This window comes from Agromyces sp. NPDC056965, assembly GCF_042673425.1.
Classification (GTDB): Bacteria; Actinomycetota; Actinomycetes; order Actinomycetales; family Microbacteriaceae; genus Agromyces.
Window position 1 is genome coordinate 1 of the sequence record NZ_JBHURI010000045.1, and the last position, 17,099, is coordinate 17,099.

Genomic DNA, 17,099 nt, shown 5'->3' on the forward strand with positions numbered 1-17,099 from the left:
CGGGACCACTCGTGTCGCACGGGACCCGGGATGTCTCCGGTCCTGTGCGACACGAGTGGTCCCGTGCTGGAGCCGGCGTCAGGCCGTGGCTGCGGCCGCCTCGGCGTGCTCGGTCGCCCAGTCGAGGGCGTATTCGGCGACCTCCTCCCAACCGTCCTGGCTGACGATGCGGTGGGTGCGTCCGGCGAACTCGCGGTACTCGACCACGGCGGGGCTGCTCGTCGCGTGGTACTTCCTCACGATCGCCCGGCCGATGGCCGGCGGCACGACGTGGTCGATCTCGCCGGTGATGACGAGCAGCGGCGCGCGGTCGGTGCGGCCGAAATCGACGTGGCTGACGCCGCCCTTCTCGTTGAAGGCGCCGGCGACGCCCTCGAAGAACACCCGGTTGTAGGAGTTCACCGCGAACTCCTCCCAGAGGCGATCGGATGCCGCGCGGTCGAGGTCGTTGCCGAAGGTGAAGTGGAAGTGGCCCTTCGAGAGCGGCTTCGCGCCGTTCTTCGCGAACGGGTTCGAGAGGATCGGCGTGCCGGTCCAGAGGGTCGACGCGGGCAGGGTCGTGATGCCGGCGGGCTGGCCGGGGGTGACGCCGACGTAGGCGACGCCGAGGCCGCGGTCGGCGAGCATCTGCGTGAGCAGGCCGCCGAAGGAGTGGCCCATGATGATGGGCTTCTCGGGCAGTGCCCGGATGATCCGCTCGTAGTGGTCGGCGATCTGCACGAGGCCGATGCCCTTCAGCGCCTCGGGGTTCGAGCGGATGTCGGCGACCTCACGGTCGTCGATGCCGGGCCATCCCGGAACGATGACCTCGTGGCCGCGGGCCCGGAAGTACTCGGCCCAGGTGTTCCAGCTCTTGGGGGTCATCCAGAGGCCGTGGATGAGGACGATGGGAGTCTTGGTGGCGGTCATTGCTCTCTCCTTCTCGTGTCGTTCGACCTTCTGGTAGAACGATCGTTCTGTCTATGTCTGGGAAGTTACTCCGGGTCGAGCCCCGTGTCAAGCAAAAAGAGAAAGATCGTTCTATCATTTTCGGTATGGCAACTCGAAGCACCTCCGCGGGAACCTCCGAAGCGAGGCAGCGCCTGCTGCGCACGGCCTCCGAGCTCTTCTATCGAGAGGGCATCCACTCGGTGGGCGTCGACCGCATCATCGGCGAGGCCGGGGTCACCCGTGCGACGTTCTACCGGCACTTCCCGAGCAAGGAGGACCTCGTCGAGGCCTACCTCGGCGTCGAGGATGCGGACATCCGCGGCGCATTCGCGGCCGCCGAGGCATCCGGTGCCGAGCCGAAGCAGCTCGTCGGCCTCGTGATCGAGGGGCTCGCCGACGACGTCGCCCGCCACCACACCCGCGGCTGCCCCTTCATCAACGCCGCCGCCGAGTACCCCGACGCCGACAGCGGCGTCCGCAGGGCCGTCGCCGAGCACCGCGAGTGGTTCCGCTCCGAGCTCGAATCGGTGCTGACGGCGGCCGAGGTGCCCGACGCCGACGGCGCGGCCGCCCAGCTCGTGCTGCTGCGCGACGCCGCCATGGTCGGCGGCTACCTCGACGGCTGGGAGCGGGTGCGGCCCGCGTTCACCGAGGCCGCCGCTCGCGCCGCCGGCGTGCAGGGCTGACGGCGGCCGCGATGACGGTCACCGAACTCGACGTTCCCCTCGGCGACGGCCGCAGCCTGCACGCCTACGACACCGGGGCGGATGCCTCGTCGCCGCTCACGCTCGTGTGGCATCACGGCTCCCCGCAGACGGGCGCCCCGATCGAGCCCATCCTGCAGGCGGCCTCCGCCCGCGGCATCCGGCTCCTCAGCTACGGACGCCCGTCGTACGGCGGCTCGACGCCGCGGCCCGGGCGCGACGTCGCCGCGGCGGCAGCGGACGTCGCGGCGATCGCCGATGCGCTCGGCGTCGAGCGGTTCGCCGTGATGGGCGCGTCGGGCGGCGGACCGCACGCACTCGCCTGCGCGGCGCTGCTGCCCGAGCGGGTCACCGGTGCGGTCTCCCTCGCGGGCATCGCGCCGCGCACCGACGCGTACGACTGGTTCGCGGGCATGGCCGCACCCGGCGGCCTGCGCTCCGCCGTCGAGGGGCGCGCCGCTCGCGCCGCCTTCGCCTCGACCGAGGAGTTCGATCCGACGCAGTTCCTCCCCGTCGACCGGGCCGCGCTCGACGCACGCTGGGCGCCGCTCGGCGCCGACGCCATGCGCGCAGGGGAGGCCGGGCCCGACGGCCTCATCGACGACGACGTCGCCTTCGCGGCTCCATGGGGCTTCGACCTCGGCGGCATCGTCGCCCCCGTGCTCCTCGTGCAGGGCGAGGGCGATCGGGTGGTGCCCGCGAAGCACGCCTCGTGGCTCCTCGCGCACATTCCCCGCGCCTCGCTCTGGATGCGCCTCGACGACGGGCACGTGTCGGTGCTCGACGTCGTGCCCGACGCGATGGACTGGCTGCTCGACCGCGCCTGAGGCGAGCTGCCCGAGTCCACCGCGCACCGCTCGACGACTCCGGCGACCCCAGCGACCCCAACTACTCCGGCTGCTCGAGCGCGTCCAGCGCCTCGCGCGCCTCCTCGGCGTCGACCTCTGCGGCGTCGACGGCGCGAGCTGCGCGATCCCGCTCGCGCGCGACGGAGCGTGTCGCCCGATCGGCCTCGGCCAGCTCCGCCTCGACCTCGCGCAGCTCCGCCTCGAGTTCGTCGCGGCGGGTCCCGAGCTCGCGGTGCCCGCGTTCGGCGTCGGCGAGTCGGGCATCGAGGGCTTCGAGCGCGGCGGATGCCGCGGCCGCTCGTTCCTCGGCATCGGCGACGGCACGTTCCGCACCGGCTCGCTCCGCCCGACGCCGTTTCGACGCCGCCGCGCTCGGTCGGGCGGGCGTTTCGCCGGCACGCGCCGTGTCGCCGGGTTCGGTGCGCGGCGCCGGCCCGCCTGCGACGGCATCGCTGAGGTCGACCTCGACGCCGACGGCCTCGAGCGCTCGCACGAGGCGGCCCGTGCGCACGGCGTCGGCCGCAGCGGCATCCGACATCGCGGCCTGCAGCGTCTGGGCGACCTCGTCGAGCACCGGGGTGCGCACCGCGGCGCCGAGCTCGTCGGCGAGGTCGCCGGCCTCGTGCGCGAGGGCGGAGACGAGGCGCCGCCGCTGCCGGCCGAGCTCGGCGAGCTCGGCCGCATCGAAGCGGCCCTGCGCCTCACGCGCCTCGGCGCCGAGCTCGAGGATCGCTTCCACCTCGTCGTTCCGGTGCCGCATGAGCTGGTTCACGAGCCAGGCGGCGGGGGAGGGGCGCCGCAGTTCGCGGATGCGGGCGGCGAGCGCCCGATCGTCGGCGGCGACGGCCTGCGCCCGAGCATTGCGCGCGGCGGTGAACTCGTCGGGACGCAGCCCGTAGAGCTCCGTCGCGACCTCGCCGAGTGCGTCAACCGTCATGGGCCATGCCTCTCACGAGCTCATTCCACCGATCCGTCGAGCGCGGACAGGAGCGCATCGAGGGCTGGGCGCTGGCCCGCGGTGAGCAGCTCCCGGGCCTCGAACGCGGGCGTCCATCGGGCCTCATCGACCTCGTGGAACGACTGTCGCCGCCCCGAACGCGGCGGCCACTCGATCTCGAAGGTGTTCGATCGCACCTCGTCGATCTCGAAGTCGGGGGCATGGGCGGCGAACACCCGCACGGTCTTTCCCGACGAGTACCGGAAGGCGCCGAGGTCGATCACCTCCGCATCGGGCGGCGGCACGCCGATCTCCTCCGCGAACTCGCGGCGGGCGGCGGCGAGCGGCTCCTCGTCGGTGAACTCGCCCTTCGGGATCGACCAGGCCCCGGCCTGCTTGCGCGCCCAGAACGGTCCGCCCATGTGCGCGATGAACACCTCGAGTCCGCGCAGGTCGCGGAGCTCCCGGTAGAGCAGCAGGCCCGCGCTCGTCACCGGCACGGTGTGCGGCCCTGCCTGAGCGCATCCGCGCCACCCGGGAGTAGCGTGGGGCGAGTCGGTCGGAGGAGGAGCACATGGCACGCATCGTGATCATCGGGGGCCACGGCAAGATCGCCCTGCAGCTCGAACGGCTGCTGGCCGATCGCGGCGACGAGGTCGACGCGATCATCCGCAACCCCGACCACGCCGGCGACGTCACGGCCGCGGGCGCTCGCCCCGTGGTCGCCGACATCGAGCGGCTCGACGTGCACGATCTCGCCGAGATCCTGCACGGCCACGACGCGGTGGTCTGGTCGGCGGGAGCCGGCGGCGGCGACCCCGCGCGCACGTACGCCGTCGATCGCGACGCGGCGATCAGGTCGATGGATGCCGCCGAGAGCGCCGGCGTCACCCGGTACGTGATGGTCTCGTACTTCGGCTCGCCCGATCACGACGTGCCCGAGGGCAATTCCTTCCGCACCTACGCCGAGGCGAAGGCGGCGGCCGACGAGCACCTCGCGGACACCGCGCTCGACTGGACCATCCTCGGCCCGAGCACCCTGACCGACGGCGAGGGCACGGGTCGCATCGACGTCGACCCGGCGGGCAGCGGCACCGTCGAACGAGCGGATGTCGCGGCCGTCGTCGCCGAGGCGCTGCACCGCGATTCGACGGTGCGCCGAACCATCCGCTTCAACGGCGGTGGCACGCCGATCGCCGAAGCACTCGGCTGACCGAGGCGGCGCGTGCGTCGGCACGGTCGTCGGAACGGTCAGTGCTCGCGCGGTCGTCGGATCAGCGACCAGAGCGCCGCGAGCCCCAAGAGGCCCCCGACCGCAATGAACGTTCCGAGAATCGACCAGATCACGCTTTCCGTCGACATCGCCCACCTCCGTGTCAGTGGGTTCATTCTGCACGCGGGCGCACCCGACCGCCAGCGATCGGAGCGGAATGCGGCCGAGTCAAGCCGTTGACGGACCGGTGCCGGCCGCGCACGCTGGAGCCATCCCGACCCTCGGAGGAACGATGACCGACGCACGAGACCCAGTAGGCACTGGTGCCGACCAGCGCACAGCACGCGAGCGCAGGCCGAACGCCGACGACGATCGCGAGCAGGAGGAGACGACGGGCGGCGACGACCCGAACGACCTCGACGCCGACATCGCGGTCGAGGCCGACTCGGTCGAGACGCTCGACCCCGAGAACCCTCCGGCGTAGTCGAGGCCGAGCGTTCTGCTCTGAGCGGATCGGCCTGTCGCCGAGCGGATGCCGCGGCTAGCCTCTCGGCATGGGCAAGGTCGTCGAGTTCACACGGGTCCCTGGTTCGCCGACGTCGAAGCCGGGTGCGGAACGGGGCACTGCGAAGCCGCTCTGGCGGCATGCGCTCGGCGAGGTGCTGCGCGGTGAACGGCTCGGGCAGGAGCGGATCCTGACCGAGGTCGCCGCGACGGCGGGCGTCTCGCCCCAGTACCTCTCCGAGATCGAGCGCGGTCGCAAGGAGCCCTCGTCGGAGGTGCTCGGCTCCGTCGCCGAGGCGCTCGGGCTCGAGCTCGTCGATGTCGTGCAGCGGGTCGGCGGGCTGCTCGGCGAACGACGGGATGCCGAGCGGCGCGAGACCGAGCTGCGGGAGCTGCTGAGGATCGAGACGTCGTTCGCCTTCCGTGCCGACGCGGGCGCTCCCGTCGACGTGGGTTCGGCGCATCCGCTCGACCTCGCGCCCGGCGCGCCGTTCTCACCTGCCGTCTCGAACGCCTACCTGCTCGCCGCCTGATGGCCCACGACCGCTTCATGCCGATCCATGATCCGGAGCTGCTGGCGAGGGGCGAGCGCGTGTTCGGCGACGAGTTCGCCGCGATGGGCGAGCGCGTGCTGGCGGTCACCGCACTGACGTCTCGACTGAACGCGCTGCCGTTCGACGACGAGGCGGGCAGGGCCGAGGTGCTCGAGCAGGTACTGGGCCGCCCGTTGCCGCCGAGGCTGACGATCTACCCGCCCTTCTACACCGATCACGGCCTGCGACTGGAACTCGGGGAGCGGGTCTTCATCAATCAGGGCTGCACCTTCCTCGACTATGCGGGCATCCGGCTGGGCGACGGCGTCATGGTCGGCCCGAAGGCCACGTTCATCACGATGGGTCACCCGGTCGATCCTGAGGAGCGGCGCCGATACCTCAGCGGCGCCCCCATCGACGTTGCCGAGAACGTGTGGATCGGCGCCGGGGCGATGATCCTGCCCGGCGTCAGCATCGGTCGCGACGCCGTGATCGCCGCCGGCGCCGTCGTGGCCGACGACGTGCCGGCGGCGAGCCTCGTCGCCGGGCCGAAGGGCACCGTGCGGCGGAGCTGGTAACGTCCGGCGAACGGCCGCCTGGCCGCGCCCGGCCGTCCAACCGCGCCCGGCCGTCCAACCGCGCCCGGCCGTCAGCCGCGCCCGGAGCTGGCCCCGACCAGGGCCTGCGCGGTCAGCACGTGATCGGCGAGGCCGTACTCGACGGCGGCCGCTGCGGGCAGGATGAGGTCGCGATCGGTGTCGTGCCGCAGCGTCATCGCGTCGCGACCGGTGTCGGCGGCGAGGGCGGCCTCGAGTTCGGCGCGCACGCGGACGACCTCGTCGGCGTGCAGGATCAGGTCGGGGATCGTGCCGCGGCCCTTCGTCGACGGCTGGTGCAGCACGACGCGGCCGTGCGGCAGGATCGCCCGCATGCCCTTCGCGCCGCCGGCGAGGAGCACCGCGGCCGGCCCGCCCGCCTGGCCGACGCACGTCGTCGCGACATCCGGCCTGATGTGCTGCATCGTGTCGTAGACCGCGAGCGCCGCGCCGGGCGAACCGCCCGGGGAGTTCAGGTAGAGGCTGATCGGCGTCTCGCTCGATTCCGAGGCGAGGTGCAGGAACTGCGCGATGAGCACGTTGGCAACGCCGTCGTCGATCTCGGTGCCGAGGTAGACGATGCGCTCCGAGAGCAGCCGGCTGTAGACGTCGAGCGAGCGCTCGCTGTTGCCGCGCTTCTCGACGACGTACGGGATCGTGTAGCTGCTCATGACGGGGCTCCTGTTCCGGTGCGGGCCTGAAGTCCGACCAGCGGGCGGTCGCCGCCGGGGAACATCTCGCCGAAGCCGTCGGCGATGGCGTCGATGAAGCCGTAATCGACGGCTTCGGTCGCGGTGTACCAGCGGTCGCGCAGCGAGTCTTCGGCGATGCGCTCGATGGGCTGGCCGGTGTTCTCGGCCGTGATGCCGAGCACCGTGTCGCGGGTGTACCGCAGGTCGTCGGCCTGCAGCTCGATGTCGACGGCGGTGCCGCCGATGCCGGCGGACCCCTGGTGCATGAGGATGCGGGAGTGCGGCAGCGCGAACCGCTTGCCGCGCGTGCCGGCCGAGAGCAGGAACTGGCCCGCGCTCGCCGCGATGCCGACGGCGATCGTCGACACGTCGTTCGGGATCGACCGCATGACGTCGGCGATCGCGAGCATCGCCGACACCGAGCCGCCGGGCGAATTGATCCAGAAGCGGATGTCGCGGCGCGGGTCGTCGGCCGCGAGGGTGACGAGCTGTGCGCAGAGCCGGTTGCCGCCCTGCTGGTCGAGTTCGTCGCCGAGCACGATGATGCGCTCGTGGAAGAGCCGCCTCGTGAGCTCGGCGTCGATCGGATGGATCGGTGGGGAGTCGTGTTCGCTCATGCCCCCAAGCGTGCGCGCGGCCGGCGCAGTGCGGGGCGGATGCCGCTGCGAGCAGTACTGCCGTGAGCAGCGCTGCCGTCGGCAGCACGGCCGTGAGCAGCAGCGCTACCCGAGTCGACGCATCCGCTGCCAGATCGCCTCACCAGGTGGACGGCGCGTCGGGTCGAAATGCGGCTCCATCGCGCCGTGCCAGTCGACGGGGGTGCGATCGTCGGCGCGTGCGGGGGCGCCCGCGTTGACCGCGACCGCGGGCGACTCGCTGTACGAGAACAGCAGCGTGCCGAGCGAACCGATCATGTAGGTCTTGTTGAGGGTCTCGGGCCGTTCCTCCTGCAACTGGAAGTGGTGGAAGACGTAGCTCGCGAACATCTCGGGCTTGAGGAAGGTGAGACTGCCGATGCGATCGGCGACCTCGCGGTCGCCACGCCACGACTCGGCGTCGGTCGGAACGCCGTCGTGGAAGACGTCGAGCATCGGCACCGCGCTGCGGGCGGCGACCGAGTCCGTCTGCGGCCAGTGCTCGAACAACTCGGCGATCTCGGCCGGCCAGTCCCAGGACCGCGCCGGTGCAGCGGCATCCGATGCGCCCACCGCCTCGGCGTACAGGCAGACGTGCGCCCCGAGCGCGAAGAGGGCGACGTCGCGCAGGCCCGAGCGGGTCCAGTGCGAGGCGGCGGATGCCCCGGCCGCCCAGGTCGCGACGGCATCGGCCGCTTCGGCGTCGCGGAGCTTCGAGTAGTACATCACGCGGGTGATCGTGGACATTGCTCGACTCTCGGATCGCAGGTCTCCGCATTCTCCCAGAGCCGTCGAGGCATCCGTGACTCTTCGGGTCGTCGGCTCGGCGCATGCTCGGGAGGTCATGCCAAAATACTTCGGTGACCCGCCTCACCGACCCGACCGCGCATCACGCGACTCGTCGACGCATCAGGTGGCTGCCGGTCGCGCTGGCCGTGTTCGCCGGGGTCGCGCTGCTCGCCGGGGTCGTGCTGCTCGCGATCTGGCTGCGCGCCCAACCCGCGGTGCAGGACTTCCTCGCCCGATACCCCGGCACGACGCCGTTGCCCGAGGGCGCGCCCGTCGGCATTCCGGCGTGGCTCGGCTGGCAGCACTTCCTGAACGCGTTCTTCCTCGTGCTGCTCGTGCGCTCGGGACTGCTGCTCCGCAAGGGCGGCCGCCCGCCGGCCCGTTGGGTGCGGAACAACGAGGGGCTGATCCGCACGAAGAACCCGCCGTGGAAGGTCAGCATCCACCTCTGGCTGCACTACACGGTCGACGCCCTCTGGGTGGCGAACGGCATCGTCTTCATCGTGCTGCTCTTCATCACCGGGCAGTGGATGCGCATCGTGCCGACGAGCGCCGACATCTGGCCGAACGCCGTCTCGGCCGCGCTGCAGTACGCCTCGCTCGACTGGCCCGTCGAGCACGCCTGGGTGAACTACAACAGCCTGCAGGTGCTCAGCTACTTCGCGATCGTGTTCGTCGTCGCACCGCTCGCGGTGGTCACCGGACTGCGGCTCTCGTCGGTCTGGCCGCAGCGCGCCGAGCGCCTGAACCGCGTCTACCCGGCGAAGCTCGCGAAGGCCGTGCACTACCCGGTGATGCTCGTGTTCGTCGCCTTCGTCATCGTGCACGTGACCCTCGTGTTCGCAACGGGTGCGCTGCGCAACCTCGACGCGATGTTCGCGAGCCGCGACGGTGCGTCGTGGCTCGGCTTCGCGATCTTCGCGATGTCGCTCGCGGTCATGATCGGGGGGTGGTTCGCGGTGCGGCCCGCCGTGCTGAAGCCCATCGCGAGCCGCATGGGCACCGTCACCCGCTGAGCCCCGCCCGCCCCGACTCACGCCTCGGCGGTGCGTCTCGTCAGGTGCATGTGCCAGTTGGGCGGCTGCCACGTCGCGCCGCCGTCGAGCGAGAACGACTGCTGCCAGCGCGGATGCTCGGGGTCGCTCGTGATCCACTCGAACCGCTCGCGTGCGGGGGCCCCGCGCAGCTCGAAGTCGGCCTCGAACACGCCGTGACCGTCGGTGAACCGGCCTTCGACGGGAGTGTCGAGCACGCCGGGGAACCGGGTCGAGCTCCACCAGATGCGCCAGAGATCGGCAGCCGGTTCGTACAGGCGGAGCGTGAAGCCCTCGAATCCACCGCCGTCGGGGGCGTCGGGGACGAGCATGCGGTCGATGTGCCCGATGCCGTCGAGCACGGGATGCACCTCGGCGGTCGCGTCGAACTCGACCCATTCCGTGCAGTCGGGGTCGGTCGTGTCGCGCAGCTTGCGGTTGCGCACATGCCACTCGCCGTAGAGGAATTCGAAGTCGTCGGCTGCCATGCCGGCAGTCTGCACCGTGCCACCGTCATTCGAGGGATCCGGCCGGATAGGTAAGGCTCACCTCAGAAGAAAACCGCGTTGATCTGCGGAATTTCGTCCTGTCAGTGCTGCGTGTTCCACCCGCTCGGGCGTACCATCGCCGTATCGAACGGTCGTACACCGCACTGGGAGGTCACCATGAGCATGACGCTCGACGAACTGCCCGCCGTCGCCGAATGCTCGGTGGCCGGATGCTCCTACAACGATCACTCGCATTGCCATGCCGCCGCCGTCACGATCGGCGGCACGGTCGGCGACGCGGAGTGCGCGACCTTCATCCCGCTCGGCAAGAAGGGCGGCCTCGACAAGGTGATCACGCACGTCGGGGCGTGTCAGCGAGCGGAGTGCGTGCACAACGAGTCGCTCGAGTGCACGGCGGCATCGGTGCGCATCGGGGCGGGGTCGACCGACGACGCCGACTGCCTCACGTACGACCCGCGCTGAGGCTCACCACGCGACGGCGCCGCCGCTGCTGATGAACGTGCCGGATTCGGCATGGTCCGGCAGCGTCGCCGCTGTCACGACGATCCGTGCAGCTTCGTCGGCGCTCGTCGGCGCCTGATCGCGGTTTCCGGGTGCCAGGTCGGTCTGCACCCATCCCGGACAGACCGACGTGACCTTGAGCGGGGTGCCGGCGAGCTGCTTGCTCAGTCCGATGGTCATGCTGTTCACGGCGGCCTTCGATGCCTGGTAGGCGGGCACGATGCTCGAGTAGTACGGCGAACTCTCGTCGGATTGGTCGCTCAGCGATCCCATCGTCGAGGAGACGTTGACGATGCGACCGGCCGTGCTGCGACGGAGCAGCGGGAGGAACTTCTCGGTGACGGTCGCCACGCCGAGCACGTTCGTCTCGAAGGTGCTGGCGAATGCTGCGAGGTCGACGAAGTCATGGTCTCCGCGCGCGCTGGCCTCCGGGAGGATGCCGGCGTTGTTCACCAGGATGTCGAGGTGACCGTGGCGTTCGCCGATCTCGTCGGCGGCTTCGGCGACGCTCGCCGGCGACGCGACGTCCAGCATCAGCGGTTCCGCCCTGAGGCCCTCCGCGAGCAGGCCGTCGGCCGCACAGCGCACAGCTTCGAGGTCGCGTCCGGCGATGATGACGGTGGCTCCGGTGCGGGCGAGGGCGGTCGCCGTCGCGAGGCCGAGTCCGCGGTTTCCGCCGGTGATCAATGCGATGGTGCTCATGAACGGGCATTCCTTCCAGTCCGGCAGGAGCGCCGGTTCGAGTCGTGCTTCCGATCCTGCACGCAGGGACGACACGGCTCCGGCGAGATTCGGACCTCGCATCCAGGAGGTCCGATATCCGCTGACGGCGCCGGTGAGCGGCGCGCACGGCCGCGCGGTCGCCCGATCAGACGGGCGCGCGCGGTCGCCCGGTCAGGCCACGACGTGGTCGACGGGTCCCTCGCTGAACTGGCACGACGTGGCTGAGAGGCGCGCGTCGGGATCGAGCCGCGCGAGCACGGCGCCCGCGATCGCGTAGAGCTGTTCGAGCTGCTCGGGAGCGAGGGCGTCGAGCACGTTCGCGCGCACCGTCTCGACATGGCCGGGCGCGGCTTCGGAGATCAGGGCCAACCCGGCCTCGGTGATGGTCGCGTTCGTGGCGCGGCGGTCTTCGGGGCACGGGAACCGCTCGATGAGTCCGCGCTCCTCGAGGCGCTTGGCGACGTGCGAGAGGCGGGGGAGCGTCGCGTTCGTGCGCGAGGCGAGCTCGGTCATGCGCATCGTGCGCGACGGTGCGGCGCCGAGCGCCATGAGTGCGCCGTATTCGAAGTGCGTGAGTCCGGCGTCGCGCAGCAGCTGCGCGTCGAGCGCTCCCGGGAGCAGTTCGGCGAGCGCCACGAGGCGCACCCACGCGGCCGACTCCTCGGGGGCCAGCCACCGCGTGTCATCCGTCATGCCTGAGAGTCTACCGCATTGGTTGACGCAACAACTGAATGCGCGTACAGTGTTGGTTGTCGGAACAAGTAATCGCGTCGAACGGCGCGGGGAGGAATGACATGACGACCGTCAGCATCATCGGAAACGGCAACATGGGCACCGCCATCGGCGGCATCGTGGCCGCAGGCGGCAACACCGTCGAGTTCATCGGGCGCGACACCGCCCAGCAGATCACCGGCGACATCGTCGTGCTCGCCGTGCCGCACTTCGCGATCGACGAGATCGTCGCGGCCCGCGGTGCCGAGCTCGCCGGCAAGGTCGTGGTCGACATCACGAACCCGCTCGACTTCTCGACCTTCGACTCCCTCGTCGTGCCGGCCGACGGCTCCCGTGCGAGCGAGCTCGCCGCAGCCCTGCCCGACGCGAAGGTGCTGAAGGCCTTCAACACGAACTTCGCCGCCACGCTCGCCGCGAAGACCGTCGGTGCGAACCCGACCACCGTGCTCATCGCCGGTGACGACGACGACGCGAAGCTCGCCCTCGCCGAGGTCGTGCGCGCGGGCGGCGTGAACGCCGTCGACGCCGGCCGCCTCTCGCGCGCCCGCGAGCTCGAGGCCGTCGGCTTCCTGCAGCTCACGCTCGCCGTGCAGGAGAAGGTCGGCTGGGACGCCGGCATCGCGCTCGTCGCGTAACGAACTCCGAGTGACGGTCTGCTGCGTCAGCCCCCACTTCGCAGGTAGGCCAATTGCGCTCGAACGGATGCCTCGGCTGCACTTCGCACCGAGGCATCCGTGTCGGCGTAGACGAGGTCGGTGACGGCGCCCGCCCCGGCGTCGGCGCCGAGTTCGCGCAGCGCCGCCCGCACCTGGTCGAGACGTTCGGCGCGGTGCGCGAGGTAGGCACTGCAGATCTCTGCGAGGTCGGCCAGCACCGGACCGTGGCCCGGCAGCACGCCGACCGGCCCGGGCGTGCCGAGGGCGCGCAGCGCCTCGAGCGAATCGAGGTACGGGCCGAGGGCGCCATCGGGGTCGGCGATGATCGTCGTGCCCCGCCCGAGGACCGTGTCGCCGGTGAGCACGGTGCCGTGGGCGTCGTCGCCGGCATCCACGAGGCGGTCGCCGGGAAGTGCGAAGCACACCGAGTCCGCCGTGTGCCCCGGGGCCCCGACCACGTCGATCTCGAGGCCGCCCGCCCGGATGCGTTCGCCGTCGACCAGTGGCGCCCCGGCGAGGCAGAGCGCCGGGGCGATCGCGCGCACCGGGGCATCCGTCATCGCGTGGAAGACGCCGAGCGACTCGGTGTGATCGGGGTGGTGGTGGGTGACGAGCACGAGCTCGACGCGGCCGGCACCGGCCAGGGCGGCGAGGTGCGCCGGATCGGACGGCCCGGGGTCGACGACGACCACGCTGTCGGAACCCGGTGCCCGCAGCACGTAGGAATTCGTGCCGTCGAGGGTCATCGGCCCGGCATTCGGGGCGAGCACGAGACGGGCGAACGTCGACACGGGAACACCGTCGGCGGGAGCCTGATCCATGCCGGAAGTGTACCGGCGCCGATGCGCCCCGGCTCGCCGAGTCATATTCTGAGGTGATGAACAGCGAGCTGGAGTCACTGACGAATCCGGCGGCCACCGGCGCGGCCGCGACCGTCGTCCTGTTGCGCGACGGGGAGCGCGGCCTCGAGGTGCTGTTGGCCGAACGCCCCCGCGATCGCGGCTCCTTTCCCGGAGCATGGGTCTTCCCGGGCGGCGCGGTCGACGAGGCGGATGCCGACGGGGATCCGATCGACGGCATCGACGCGGCCCGACGCGCTGCGGTGCGCGAGACCTTCGAAGAGGTCGGGCTCGTGCTCGACGGCGCCGAACTCGTGCCGTTCTCGCACTGGACCCCGCCCGCGAACGCCCCGAAGCGGCTGACGACGACGTTCTTCGCGGTGCGCGTGCCCGAGGGCGAGTTGCGCCTCGCGCCCGACGAGGTCGCCGAGGCCGTGTGGATCCGGCCCGAGGACGCCCTCGACCGGCACGCGGCCGGCGGCATGACGCTCTGGCCGCCGACGTGGGTGACCCTGCACGGGCTGTCGAACGACGCATCGGTCGACGAGGCGCTCGCCGACCTCCGCGGCGGCTCGGTGCAGCCGTTCGTCGCGAAGATCGCCGACGACGGCCAGATGATCCTCTGGCAGGAGGACGACGAATTCGTGGCCGAGCACAAGCGAGAGGCGCGCGACCCCTCGGTGCCCGACGACGCGCCCGACGCCGACGGCAATCGCCACCGGCTCATGATGGACCGGTTGCCGTGGATCTACATCAACACCCTCGGCGCCGGATTCTGAGCCCGTGACCGACGTCACGGTCGTCGGCAGCGGGCCCAACGGGCTCGTCGCCGCCGTGGTCGCGGCCCGCGCCGGGCTCTCGGTGCGGGTGCTCGAGGCGGCGCCCACGATCGGCGGCGGCCTCCGCACCGCAGAGCTCACCCTGCCCGGCTTCCGGCACGACGTGTGCTCGACGGTGCATCCCGCCGGTCTCGCCTCGCCCGTGTTCCGGAAGCTCGGCCTCCTCGATCGCATCGACTGGGTGGTGCCCGAGGTCTCGTACGCGCATCCGCTCGACGGCGGGCGTGCGGGCATCGCCTGGCGCGACGTCGACCGCACCGCCGACGGTCTCGAGGCCGACGGCGCGGCCTGGCGCAGCCTCCTCGCCCCGCTCGTCGCCCGCAGCCGCGGTGTCGTCGACTTCACGGGGTCGCAGCTGCTGCGCGTGCCGCGCGACCCCGTCGCCGCCGTGAAGTTCGGCCTGCGCGCGCTCGAGCAGGGCACCGCGGCGTGGAACACCCGCTTCGTCGGGGAGGTCGCGCCGGCGCTCTTCAGCGGCGTCGTCGCGCACGCGGCGGGCGGCATGCCCTCGCTCGCCTCCGCCGGAGCGGGCCTCCTGATCGCCATGCACGGGCACGGCGTCGGGTGGGGCCTGCCCGTCGGCGGTTCGCAGGCGATCGCCGACGCGCTCGCCGACGAGCTCCGAGCGCGGGGCGGCGAGATCGTGACGGATGCCCCGGTGGCCTCGCTCGCCGAGGTCACGGGCTCCCGCGCCGTGCTCCTCGACACCTCGCCCGAGCTGCTCTTCACCGCCGAGCTGCCCGGCCGCTACGCGCGCGCCCTGCGCCGGTACCGCTACGGCTCGGGAGTCGCGAAGATCGACTTCGCGCTGAGCGGACCGGTCCCGTGGCGCAACGCCGAGGTGCGCCAGGCTCCCACCGTGCACCTCGGCGGCAGTCGCGCCGAGATCGCGGCGGCCGAGAACGCCGTCGCCCGCGGTTACCAGCCAGGCGTCGCGGGCGGCGGGGGCGCGCAGCATCCGTATGTGCTCGTGGCCCAGCCGACGGTCGCCGACCCGAGCCGGGCGCCCGAGGGCAGGCACGTGCTGTGGGCCTACACCCACGTGCCCGCCGGATCGACGCTCGACCCGACCGAGCTCGTCATCGCCGAGGTCGAGCGCTTCGCCCCGGGCTTCCGCGACGTCGTGCTGGCATCGGCCGCGAGCTCGGCCGCCGAGCTCGGTCGCTACAACCCGAACTACGTCGGCGGCGACATCTACTCGGGCGCGCTCACGATGGCCCAGCTGCTCAAACGGCCGGTCGTCTCGCCGAAGCCGTGGCGCACGCCGATCGAGGGCGTCTACCTCTGCTCGAGTGCCACGCCGCCCGGCCCCGCCGTGCACGGCATGAACGGATGGTTCGCGGCGAAGCTCGCCCTGCGGGAACGCTTCGGCCTGCGCTGACGCCGCTGCCCGGCGTAGCGTTGGCACGTGGAGTGGACCGCGTGGTTCGACGCGCACGACTACGAGATCGCACGGCAGATCCTGCAGCGCGGGGTCGGCGCGCTCGCGTTGGTCGCGTTCCTCTCGACGCTGAACCAGTTCCGCCCGCTCCTCGGCGAGCACGGCCTGCTGCCGGTGCCCGAGCTCTTGCGGCACGCGAAGCGCCTGCGCGGGCCGAGCGTCTTCCGCTGGGGCTACACCGACCGGCGGCTCGTCGCCGTCGCCGCAGCGGGCCTCGTGCTTGCGGCATCCGTCGTGGCGGGGCTGCCGCAGCTCGGCCCGCCGTGGCTCCCGCTCCTCGTCTTCCTCGCGCTCTGGATCCTGTACCTCTCGATCGTGAACGTCGGGCAGACCTTCTACGGCTTCGGCTGGGAGATGCTCCTCTGCGAGGCGCTCTTCACGCTGGCGTTCCTCGGCTCCGACCAGACGCCCCCGCCACTGACCATCGTCATCGCCGTGTGGTGGCTCGTGTTCCGGCTCGAGTTCGGGGCCGGCATGATCAAGATCCGCGGCGGTCGCGAGTGGCGCGACCTCACCGCGCTCATGTACCACCACGAGACGCAGCCGATGCCCGGCCCGCTCAGTCGTCAGGCGCACCTGCTGCCGAAGTGGTTCCATCGCGGCGAGGTGCTCGGCAACCACTTCGCGCAGCTCGTCGTGCCCTTCCTGCTCTTCGTACCGGGGCCCGTCGGCTCGTCGGCGGCCACGATCGTGATCCTCACGCAGCTCTGGCTCATCGTGACCGGCAACTTCGCATGGCTGAACTGGATCACGGTCGTGCTCGCGGCATCCGCGATCACCGACTCGGCCTGGCACTGGCTGATCCCGGCGATTCCCGACGACCTCGGCACGGATGCCGCGGCGACGCCGACCTGGTGGGCGGTCGTGGTGCTCGCGGCATCCGCCCTGCTCGTCGTGCTGAGCTTCTGGCCGATCAGGAACCTGTTCTCACGGCACCAGCTCATGAACGCGTCGTTCAACCGGTGGATGCTCGTGAACGCGTACGGGGCGTTCGGCACGGTGACGAGGCGGCGCATCGAGATCGTCGTCGAGGGCACGCTCGCAGAGATCCCCGACGACTCGCCCGATGCCTCGCCCGATGCCGAGTGGCGCGAGTACGCGTTCAAGGGCAAGCCGGGGGCGCTCCGCCGCATCCCGCGGCAGTGGGCGCCGTACCACCTGCGCCTCGACTGGCTCGTGTGGTTCCTGCCGCTCGGACGCATGTGGGAACCGTGGTTCGAGGTGTTCCTGCTGCGACTGCTCGAAGCGGATGCCGCGACGCTCGCGCTGCTCGAGACGGACCCGTTCGACGGCGCCGCCCCGCGCTGGATCCGGGCCCGGGCGTACCACTACCGGTTCACGACGCGGGCCGAGTTCCGGCGGACCGGCGATCGGTGGGTGCGCACGCTCGAGGGGGAGGTCGTGCCGGCATCGGGTCTCGGGTGAGGGGCGAGGTCGCCGGCGG

General features: G+C 71.6%; 22 protein-coding genes. 12 read left to right on the forward strand and 10 right to left on the reverse strand.

The annotated features are described in order from the left end of the window. Window positions 1-78: 78 nt before the first annotated feature. Complete coding sequence (locus ACFTQE_RS12550; protein ID WP_376925387.1) at window positions 79-909, reverse strand: alpha/beta hydrolase; 831 nt, start codon at window positions 907-909, stop codon at window positions 79-81. Between the two features lie 125 nt (window positions 910-1,034). On the opposite strand from ACFTQE_RS12550, the gene ACFTQE_RS12555 reads away from it, so the two are divergent. Further along, window positions 1,035-1,616, forward strand: a complete 582-nt coding sequence (locus ACFTQE_RS12555; protein WP_376925388.1) for a TetR/AcrR family transcriptional regulator — start codon at window positions 1,035-1,037, stop codon at window positions 1,614-1,616. A gap of 11 nt (window positions 1,617-1,627) precedes the next feature. Continuing rightward, on the forward strand, window positions 1,628-2,461 hold the full coding sequence (locus ACFTQE_RS12560; RefSeq protein ID WP_376925389.1) for an alpha/beta fold hydrolase: 834 nt from the start codon (window positions 1,628-1,630) through the stop codon (window positions 2,459-2,461). 61 nt (window positions 2,462-2,522) lie between these two features. Here ACFTQE_RS12560 and ACFTQE_RS12565 read toward each other — a convergent pair whose 3' ends face one another. Both ACFTQE_RS12565 and ACFTQE_RS12570 read right to left on the reverse strand, forming a co-directional pair. Further along, entirely contained in the window at window positions 2,523-3,419 is an 897-nt protein-coding gene (locus ACFTQE_RS12565; protein WP_376925390.1) for a transposase, read from the reverse strand. 20 nt (window positions 3,420-3,439) lie between these two features. After that, a complete protein-coding gene (locus tag ACFTQE_RS12570) occupies window positions 3,440-3,919 on the reverse strand; it encodes an NUDIX domain-containing protein (RefSeq protein ID WP_376925391.1) in 480 nt (159 codons plus the stop codon). A gap of 74 nt (window positions 3,920-3,993) precedes the next feature. On the opposite strand from ACFTQE_RS12570, the gene ACFTQE_RS12575 reads away from it, so the two are divergent. From ACFTQE_RS12575 to ACFTQE_RS12590, 4 genes are all read left to right on the forward strand, one after another. Then, window positions 3,994-4,632 carry an SDR family oxidoreductase gene (locus ACFTQE_RS12575; RefSeq protein WP_376925392.1) on the forward strand — a complete coding sequence of 213 codons (639 nt, stop codon included), beginning with the start codon at window positions 3,994-3,996 and terminating at the stop codon, window positions 4,630-4,632. A 292-nt stretch (window positions 4,633-4,924) separates the two neighbouring features. Then, window positions 4,925-5,116: a hypothetical protein gene (locus tag ACFTQE_RS12580; protein ID WP_376925393.1), complete on the forward strand. Its 192-nt coding sequence runs from the start codon at window positions 4,925-4,927 to the stop codon at window positions 5,114-5,116. A 70-nt stretch (window positions 5,117-5,186) separates the two neighbouring features. Continuing rightward, on the forward strand, window positions 5,187-5,669 hold the full coding sequence (locus ACFTQE_RS12585) for a helix-turn-helix domain-containing protein (RefSeq protein ID WP_376925394.1): 483 nt from the start codon (window positions 5,187-5,189) through the stop codon (window positions 5,667-5,669). Window positions 5,670-5,686: 17 nt separating this feature from the next. Then, window positions 5,687-6,247, forward strand: coding sequence for a DapH/DapD/GlmU-related protein (locus ACFTQE_RS12590; protein WP_376925395.1), 561 nt, complete (start codon window positions 5,687-5,689; stop codon window positions 6,245-6,247). Between the two features lie 71 nt (window positions 6,248-6,318). On the opposite strand, the gene ACFTQE_RS12595 is transcribed toward ACFTQE_RS12590, so the two are convergent. The 3 genes from ACFTQE_RS12595 to ACFTQE_RS12605 form a co-directional block, all read right to left on the reverse strand. Continuing rightward, window positions 6,319-6,936, reverse strand: coding sequence for a ClpP family protease (locus ACFTQE_RS12595; RefSeq protein ID WP_376925396.1), 618 nt, complete (start codon window positions 6,934-6,936; stop codon window positions 6,319-6,321). Next, entirely contained in the window at window positions 6,933-7,574 is a 642-nt protein-coding gene (locus ACFTQE_RS12600) for a ClpP family protease (protein ID WP_376925397.1), read from the reverse strand. Before ACFTQE_RS12600 ends, ACFTQE_RS12595 begins: the two co-directional genes overlap by 4 nt. 105 nt (window positions 7,575-7,679) lie before the next feature. Next, a complete protein-coding gene (locus tag ACFTQE_RS12605; protein ID WP_376925398.1) occupies window positions 7,680-8,339 on the reverse strand; it encodes a hypothetical protein in 660 nt (219 codons plus the stop codon). Window positions 8,340-8,452: 113 nt separating this feature from the next. Here ACFTQE_RS12605 and ACFTQE_RS12610 point away from each other — a divergent pair, with 113 nt between their 5' ends. Next, window positions 8,453-9,397, forward strand: coding sequence for a cytochrome b/b6 domain-containing protein (locus tag ACFTQE_RS12610; RefSeq protein ID WP_376925399.1), 945 nt, complete (start codon window positions 8,453-8,455; stop codon window positions 9,395-9,397). Window positions 9,398-9,414: 17 nt separating this feature from the next. Here the strand turns inward: ACFTQE_RS12610 and ACFTQE_RS12615 are convergent, their stop codons facing one another. After that, complete coding sequence (locus tag ACFTQE_RS12615; protein WP_376925400.1) at window positions 9,415-9,903, reverse strand: hypothetical protein; 489 nt, start codon at window positions 9,901-9,903, stop codon at window positions 9,415-9,417. Window positions 9,904-10,080: 177 nt separating this feature from the next. Between ACFTQE_RS12615 and ACFTQE_RS12620 the strand changes: the two genes are divergently transcribed. After that, window positions 10,081-10,386, forward strand: a complete 306-nt coding sequence (locus ACFTQE_RS12620) for a DUF1540 domain-containing protein (RefSeq protein ID WP_376925401.1) — start codon at window positions 10,081-10,083, stop codon at window positions 10,384-10,386. A gap of 3 nt (window positions 10,387-10,389) precedes the next feature. On the opposite strand, the gene ACFTQE_RS12625 is transcribed toward ACFTQE_RS12620, so the two are convergent. Together ACFTQE_RS12625 and ACFTQE_RS12630 are read right to left on the reverse strand one after the other, a co-directional pair. Beyond that, window positions 10,390-11,127 carry an SDR family NAD(P)-dependent oxidoreductase gene (locus tag ACFTQE_RS12625; RefSeq protein WP_376925402.1) on the reverse strand — a complete coding sequence of 246 codons (738 nt, stop codon included), beginning with the start codon at window positions 11,125-11,127 and terminating at the stop codon, window positions 10,390-10,392. 192 nt (window positions 11,128-11,319) lie between these two features. Further along, window positions 11,320-11,841 (reverse strand): MarR family winged helix-turn-helix transcriptional regulator, encoded by a 522-nt coding sequence (locus tag ACFTQE_RS12630; protein WP_375838252.1) that lies wholly within the window; start codon window positions 11,839-11,841, stop codon window positions 11,320-11,322. A 101-nt stretch (window positions 11,842-11,942) separates the two neighbouring features. Here ACFTQE_RS12630 and ACFTQE_RS12635 point away from each other — a divergent pair, with 101 nt between their 5' ends. Beyond that, on the forward strand, window positions 11,943-12,515 hold the full coding sequence (locus ACFTQE_RS12635) for an NADPH-dependent F420 reductase (RefSeq protein ID WP_375838253.1): 573 nt from the start codon (window positions 11,943-11,945) through the stop codon (window positions 12,513-12,515). 26 nt (window positions 12,516-12,541) lie between these two features. Here the strand turns inward: ACFTQE_RS12635 and ACFTQE_RS12640 are convergent, their stop codons facing one another. Further along, on the reverse strand, window positions 12,542-13,357 hold the full coding sequence (locus ACFTQE_RS12640; protein WP_376925403.1) for an MBL fold metallo-hydrolase: 816 nt from the start codon (window positions 13,355-13,357) through the stop codon (window positions 12,542-12,544). Between the two features lie 56 nt (window positions 13,358-13,413). Here ACFTQE_RS12640 and ACFTQE_RS12645 point away from each other — a divergent pair, with 56 nt between their 5' ends. Genes ACFTQE_RS12645 through ACFTQE_RS12655 form a run of 3 tightly spaced genes read left to right on the forward strand, consistent with a single transcriptional unit; the run spans window position 13,414 to window position 17,080 of the window. Further along, complete coding sequence (locus ACFTQE_RS12645) at window positions 13,414-14,154, forward strand: NUDIX domain-containing protein (protein WP_376925404.1); 741 nt, start codon at window positions 13,414-13,416, stop codon at window positions 14,152-14,154. A gap of 4 nt (window positions 14,155-14,158) precedes the next feature. Continuing rightward, window positions 14,159-15,595 carry a phytoene desaturase family protein gene (locus tag ACFTQE_RS12650; RefSeq protein ID WP_376925405.1) on the forward strand — a complete coding sequence of 479 codons (1,437 nt, stop codon included), beginning with the start codon at window positions 14,159-14,161 and terminating at the stop codon, window positions 15,593-15,595. A gap of 27 nt (window positions 15,596-15,622) precedes the next feature. Next, window positions 15,623-17,080 (forward strand): lipase maturation factor family protein, encoded by a 1,458-nt coding sequence (locus tag ACFTQE_RS12655; protein ID WP_376925406.1) that lies wholly within the window; start codon window positions 15,623-15,625, stop codon window positions 17,078-17,080. Window positions 17,081-17,099: the final 19 nt, after the last annotated feature.

Coding starts and splice junctions, on each gene's coding strand:
- ACFTQE_RS12585 (WP_376925394.1), top strand. CDS start 5,187: ATGGGCAAGGTCGTCGAGTTCACACGGGTCCCTGGTTCGCCGACGTCG.
- ACFTQE_RS12590 (WP_376925395.1), top strand. CDS start 5,687: ATGCCGATCCATGATCCGGAGCTGCTGGCGAGGGGCGAGCGCGTGTTC.
- ACFTQE_RS12630 (WP_375838252.1), bottom strand. CDS start 11,841: ATGACGGATGACACGCGGTGGCTGGCCCCCGAGGAGTCGGCCGCGTGG.
- ACFTQE_RS12625 (WP_376925402.1), bottom strand. CDS start 11,127: ATGAGCACCATCGCATTGATCACCGGCGGAAACCGCGGACTCGGCCTC.
- ACFTQE_RS12620 (WP_376925401.1), top strand. CDS start 10,081: ATGAGCATGACGCTCGACGAACTGCCCGCCGTCGCCGAATGCTCGGTG.
- ACFTQE_RS12580 (WP_376925393.1), top strand. CDS start 4,925: ATGACCGACGCACGAGACCCAGTAGGCACTGGTGCCGACCAGCGCACA.
- ACFTQE_RS12635 (WP_375838253.1), top strand. CDS start 11,943: ATGACGACCGTCAGCATCATCGGAAACGGCAACATGGGCACCGCCATC.
- ACFTQE_RS12595 (WP_376925396.1), bottom strand. CDS start 6,936: ATGAGCAGCTACACGATCCCGTACGTCGTCGAGAAGCGCGGCAACAGC.
- ACFTQE_RS12605 (WP_376925398.1), bottom strand. CDS start 8,339: ATGTCCACGATCACCCGCGTGATGTACTACTCGAAGCTCCGCGACGCC.
- ACFTQE_RS12550 (WP_376925387.1), bottom strand. CDS start 909: ATGACCGCCACCAAGACTCCCATCGTCCTCATCCACGGCCTCTGGATG.
- ACFTQE_RS12600 (WP_376925397.1), bottom strand. CDS start 7,574: ATGAGCGAACACGACTCCCCACCGATCCATCCGATCGACGCCGAGCTC.
- ACFTQE_RS12555 (WP_376925388.1), top strand. CDS start 1,035: ATGGCAACTCGAAGCACCTCCGCGGGAACCTCCGAAGCGAGGCAGCGC.
- ACFTQE_RS12575 (WP_376925392.1), top strand. CDS start 3,994: ATGGCACGCATCGTGATCATCGGGGGCCACGGCAAGATCGCCCTGCAG.
- ACFTQE_RS12645 (WP_376925404.1), top strand. CDS start 13,414: ATGAACAGCGAGCTGGAGTCACTGACGAATCCGGCGGCCACCGGCGCG.
- ACFTQE_RS12565 (WP_376925390.1), bottom strand. CDS start 3,419: ATGACGGTTGACGCACTCGGCGAGGTCGCGACGGAGCTCTACGGGCTG.
- ACFTQE_RS12615 (WP_376925400.1), bottom strand. CDS start 9,903: ATGGCAGCCGACGACTTCGAATTCCTCTACGGCGAGTGGCATGTGCGC.
- ACFTQE_RS12560 (WP_376925389.1), top strand. CDS start 1,628: ATGACGGTCACCGAACTCGACGTTCCCCTCGGCGACGGCCGCAGCCTG.
- ACFTQE_RS12640 (WP_376925403.1), bottom strand. CDS start 13,357: ATGGATCAGGCTCCCGCCGACGGTGTTCCCGTGTCGACGTTCGCCCGT.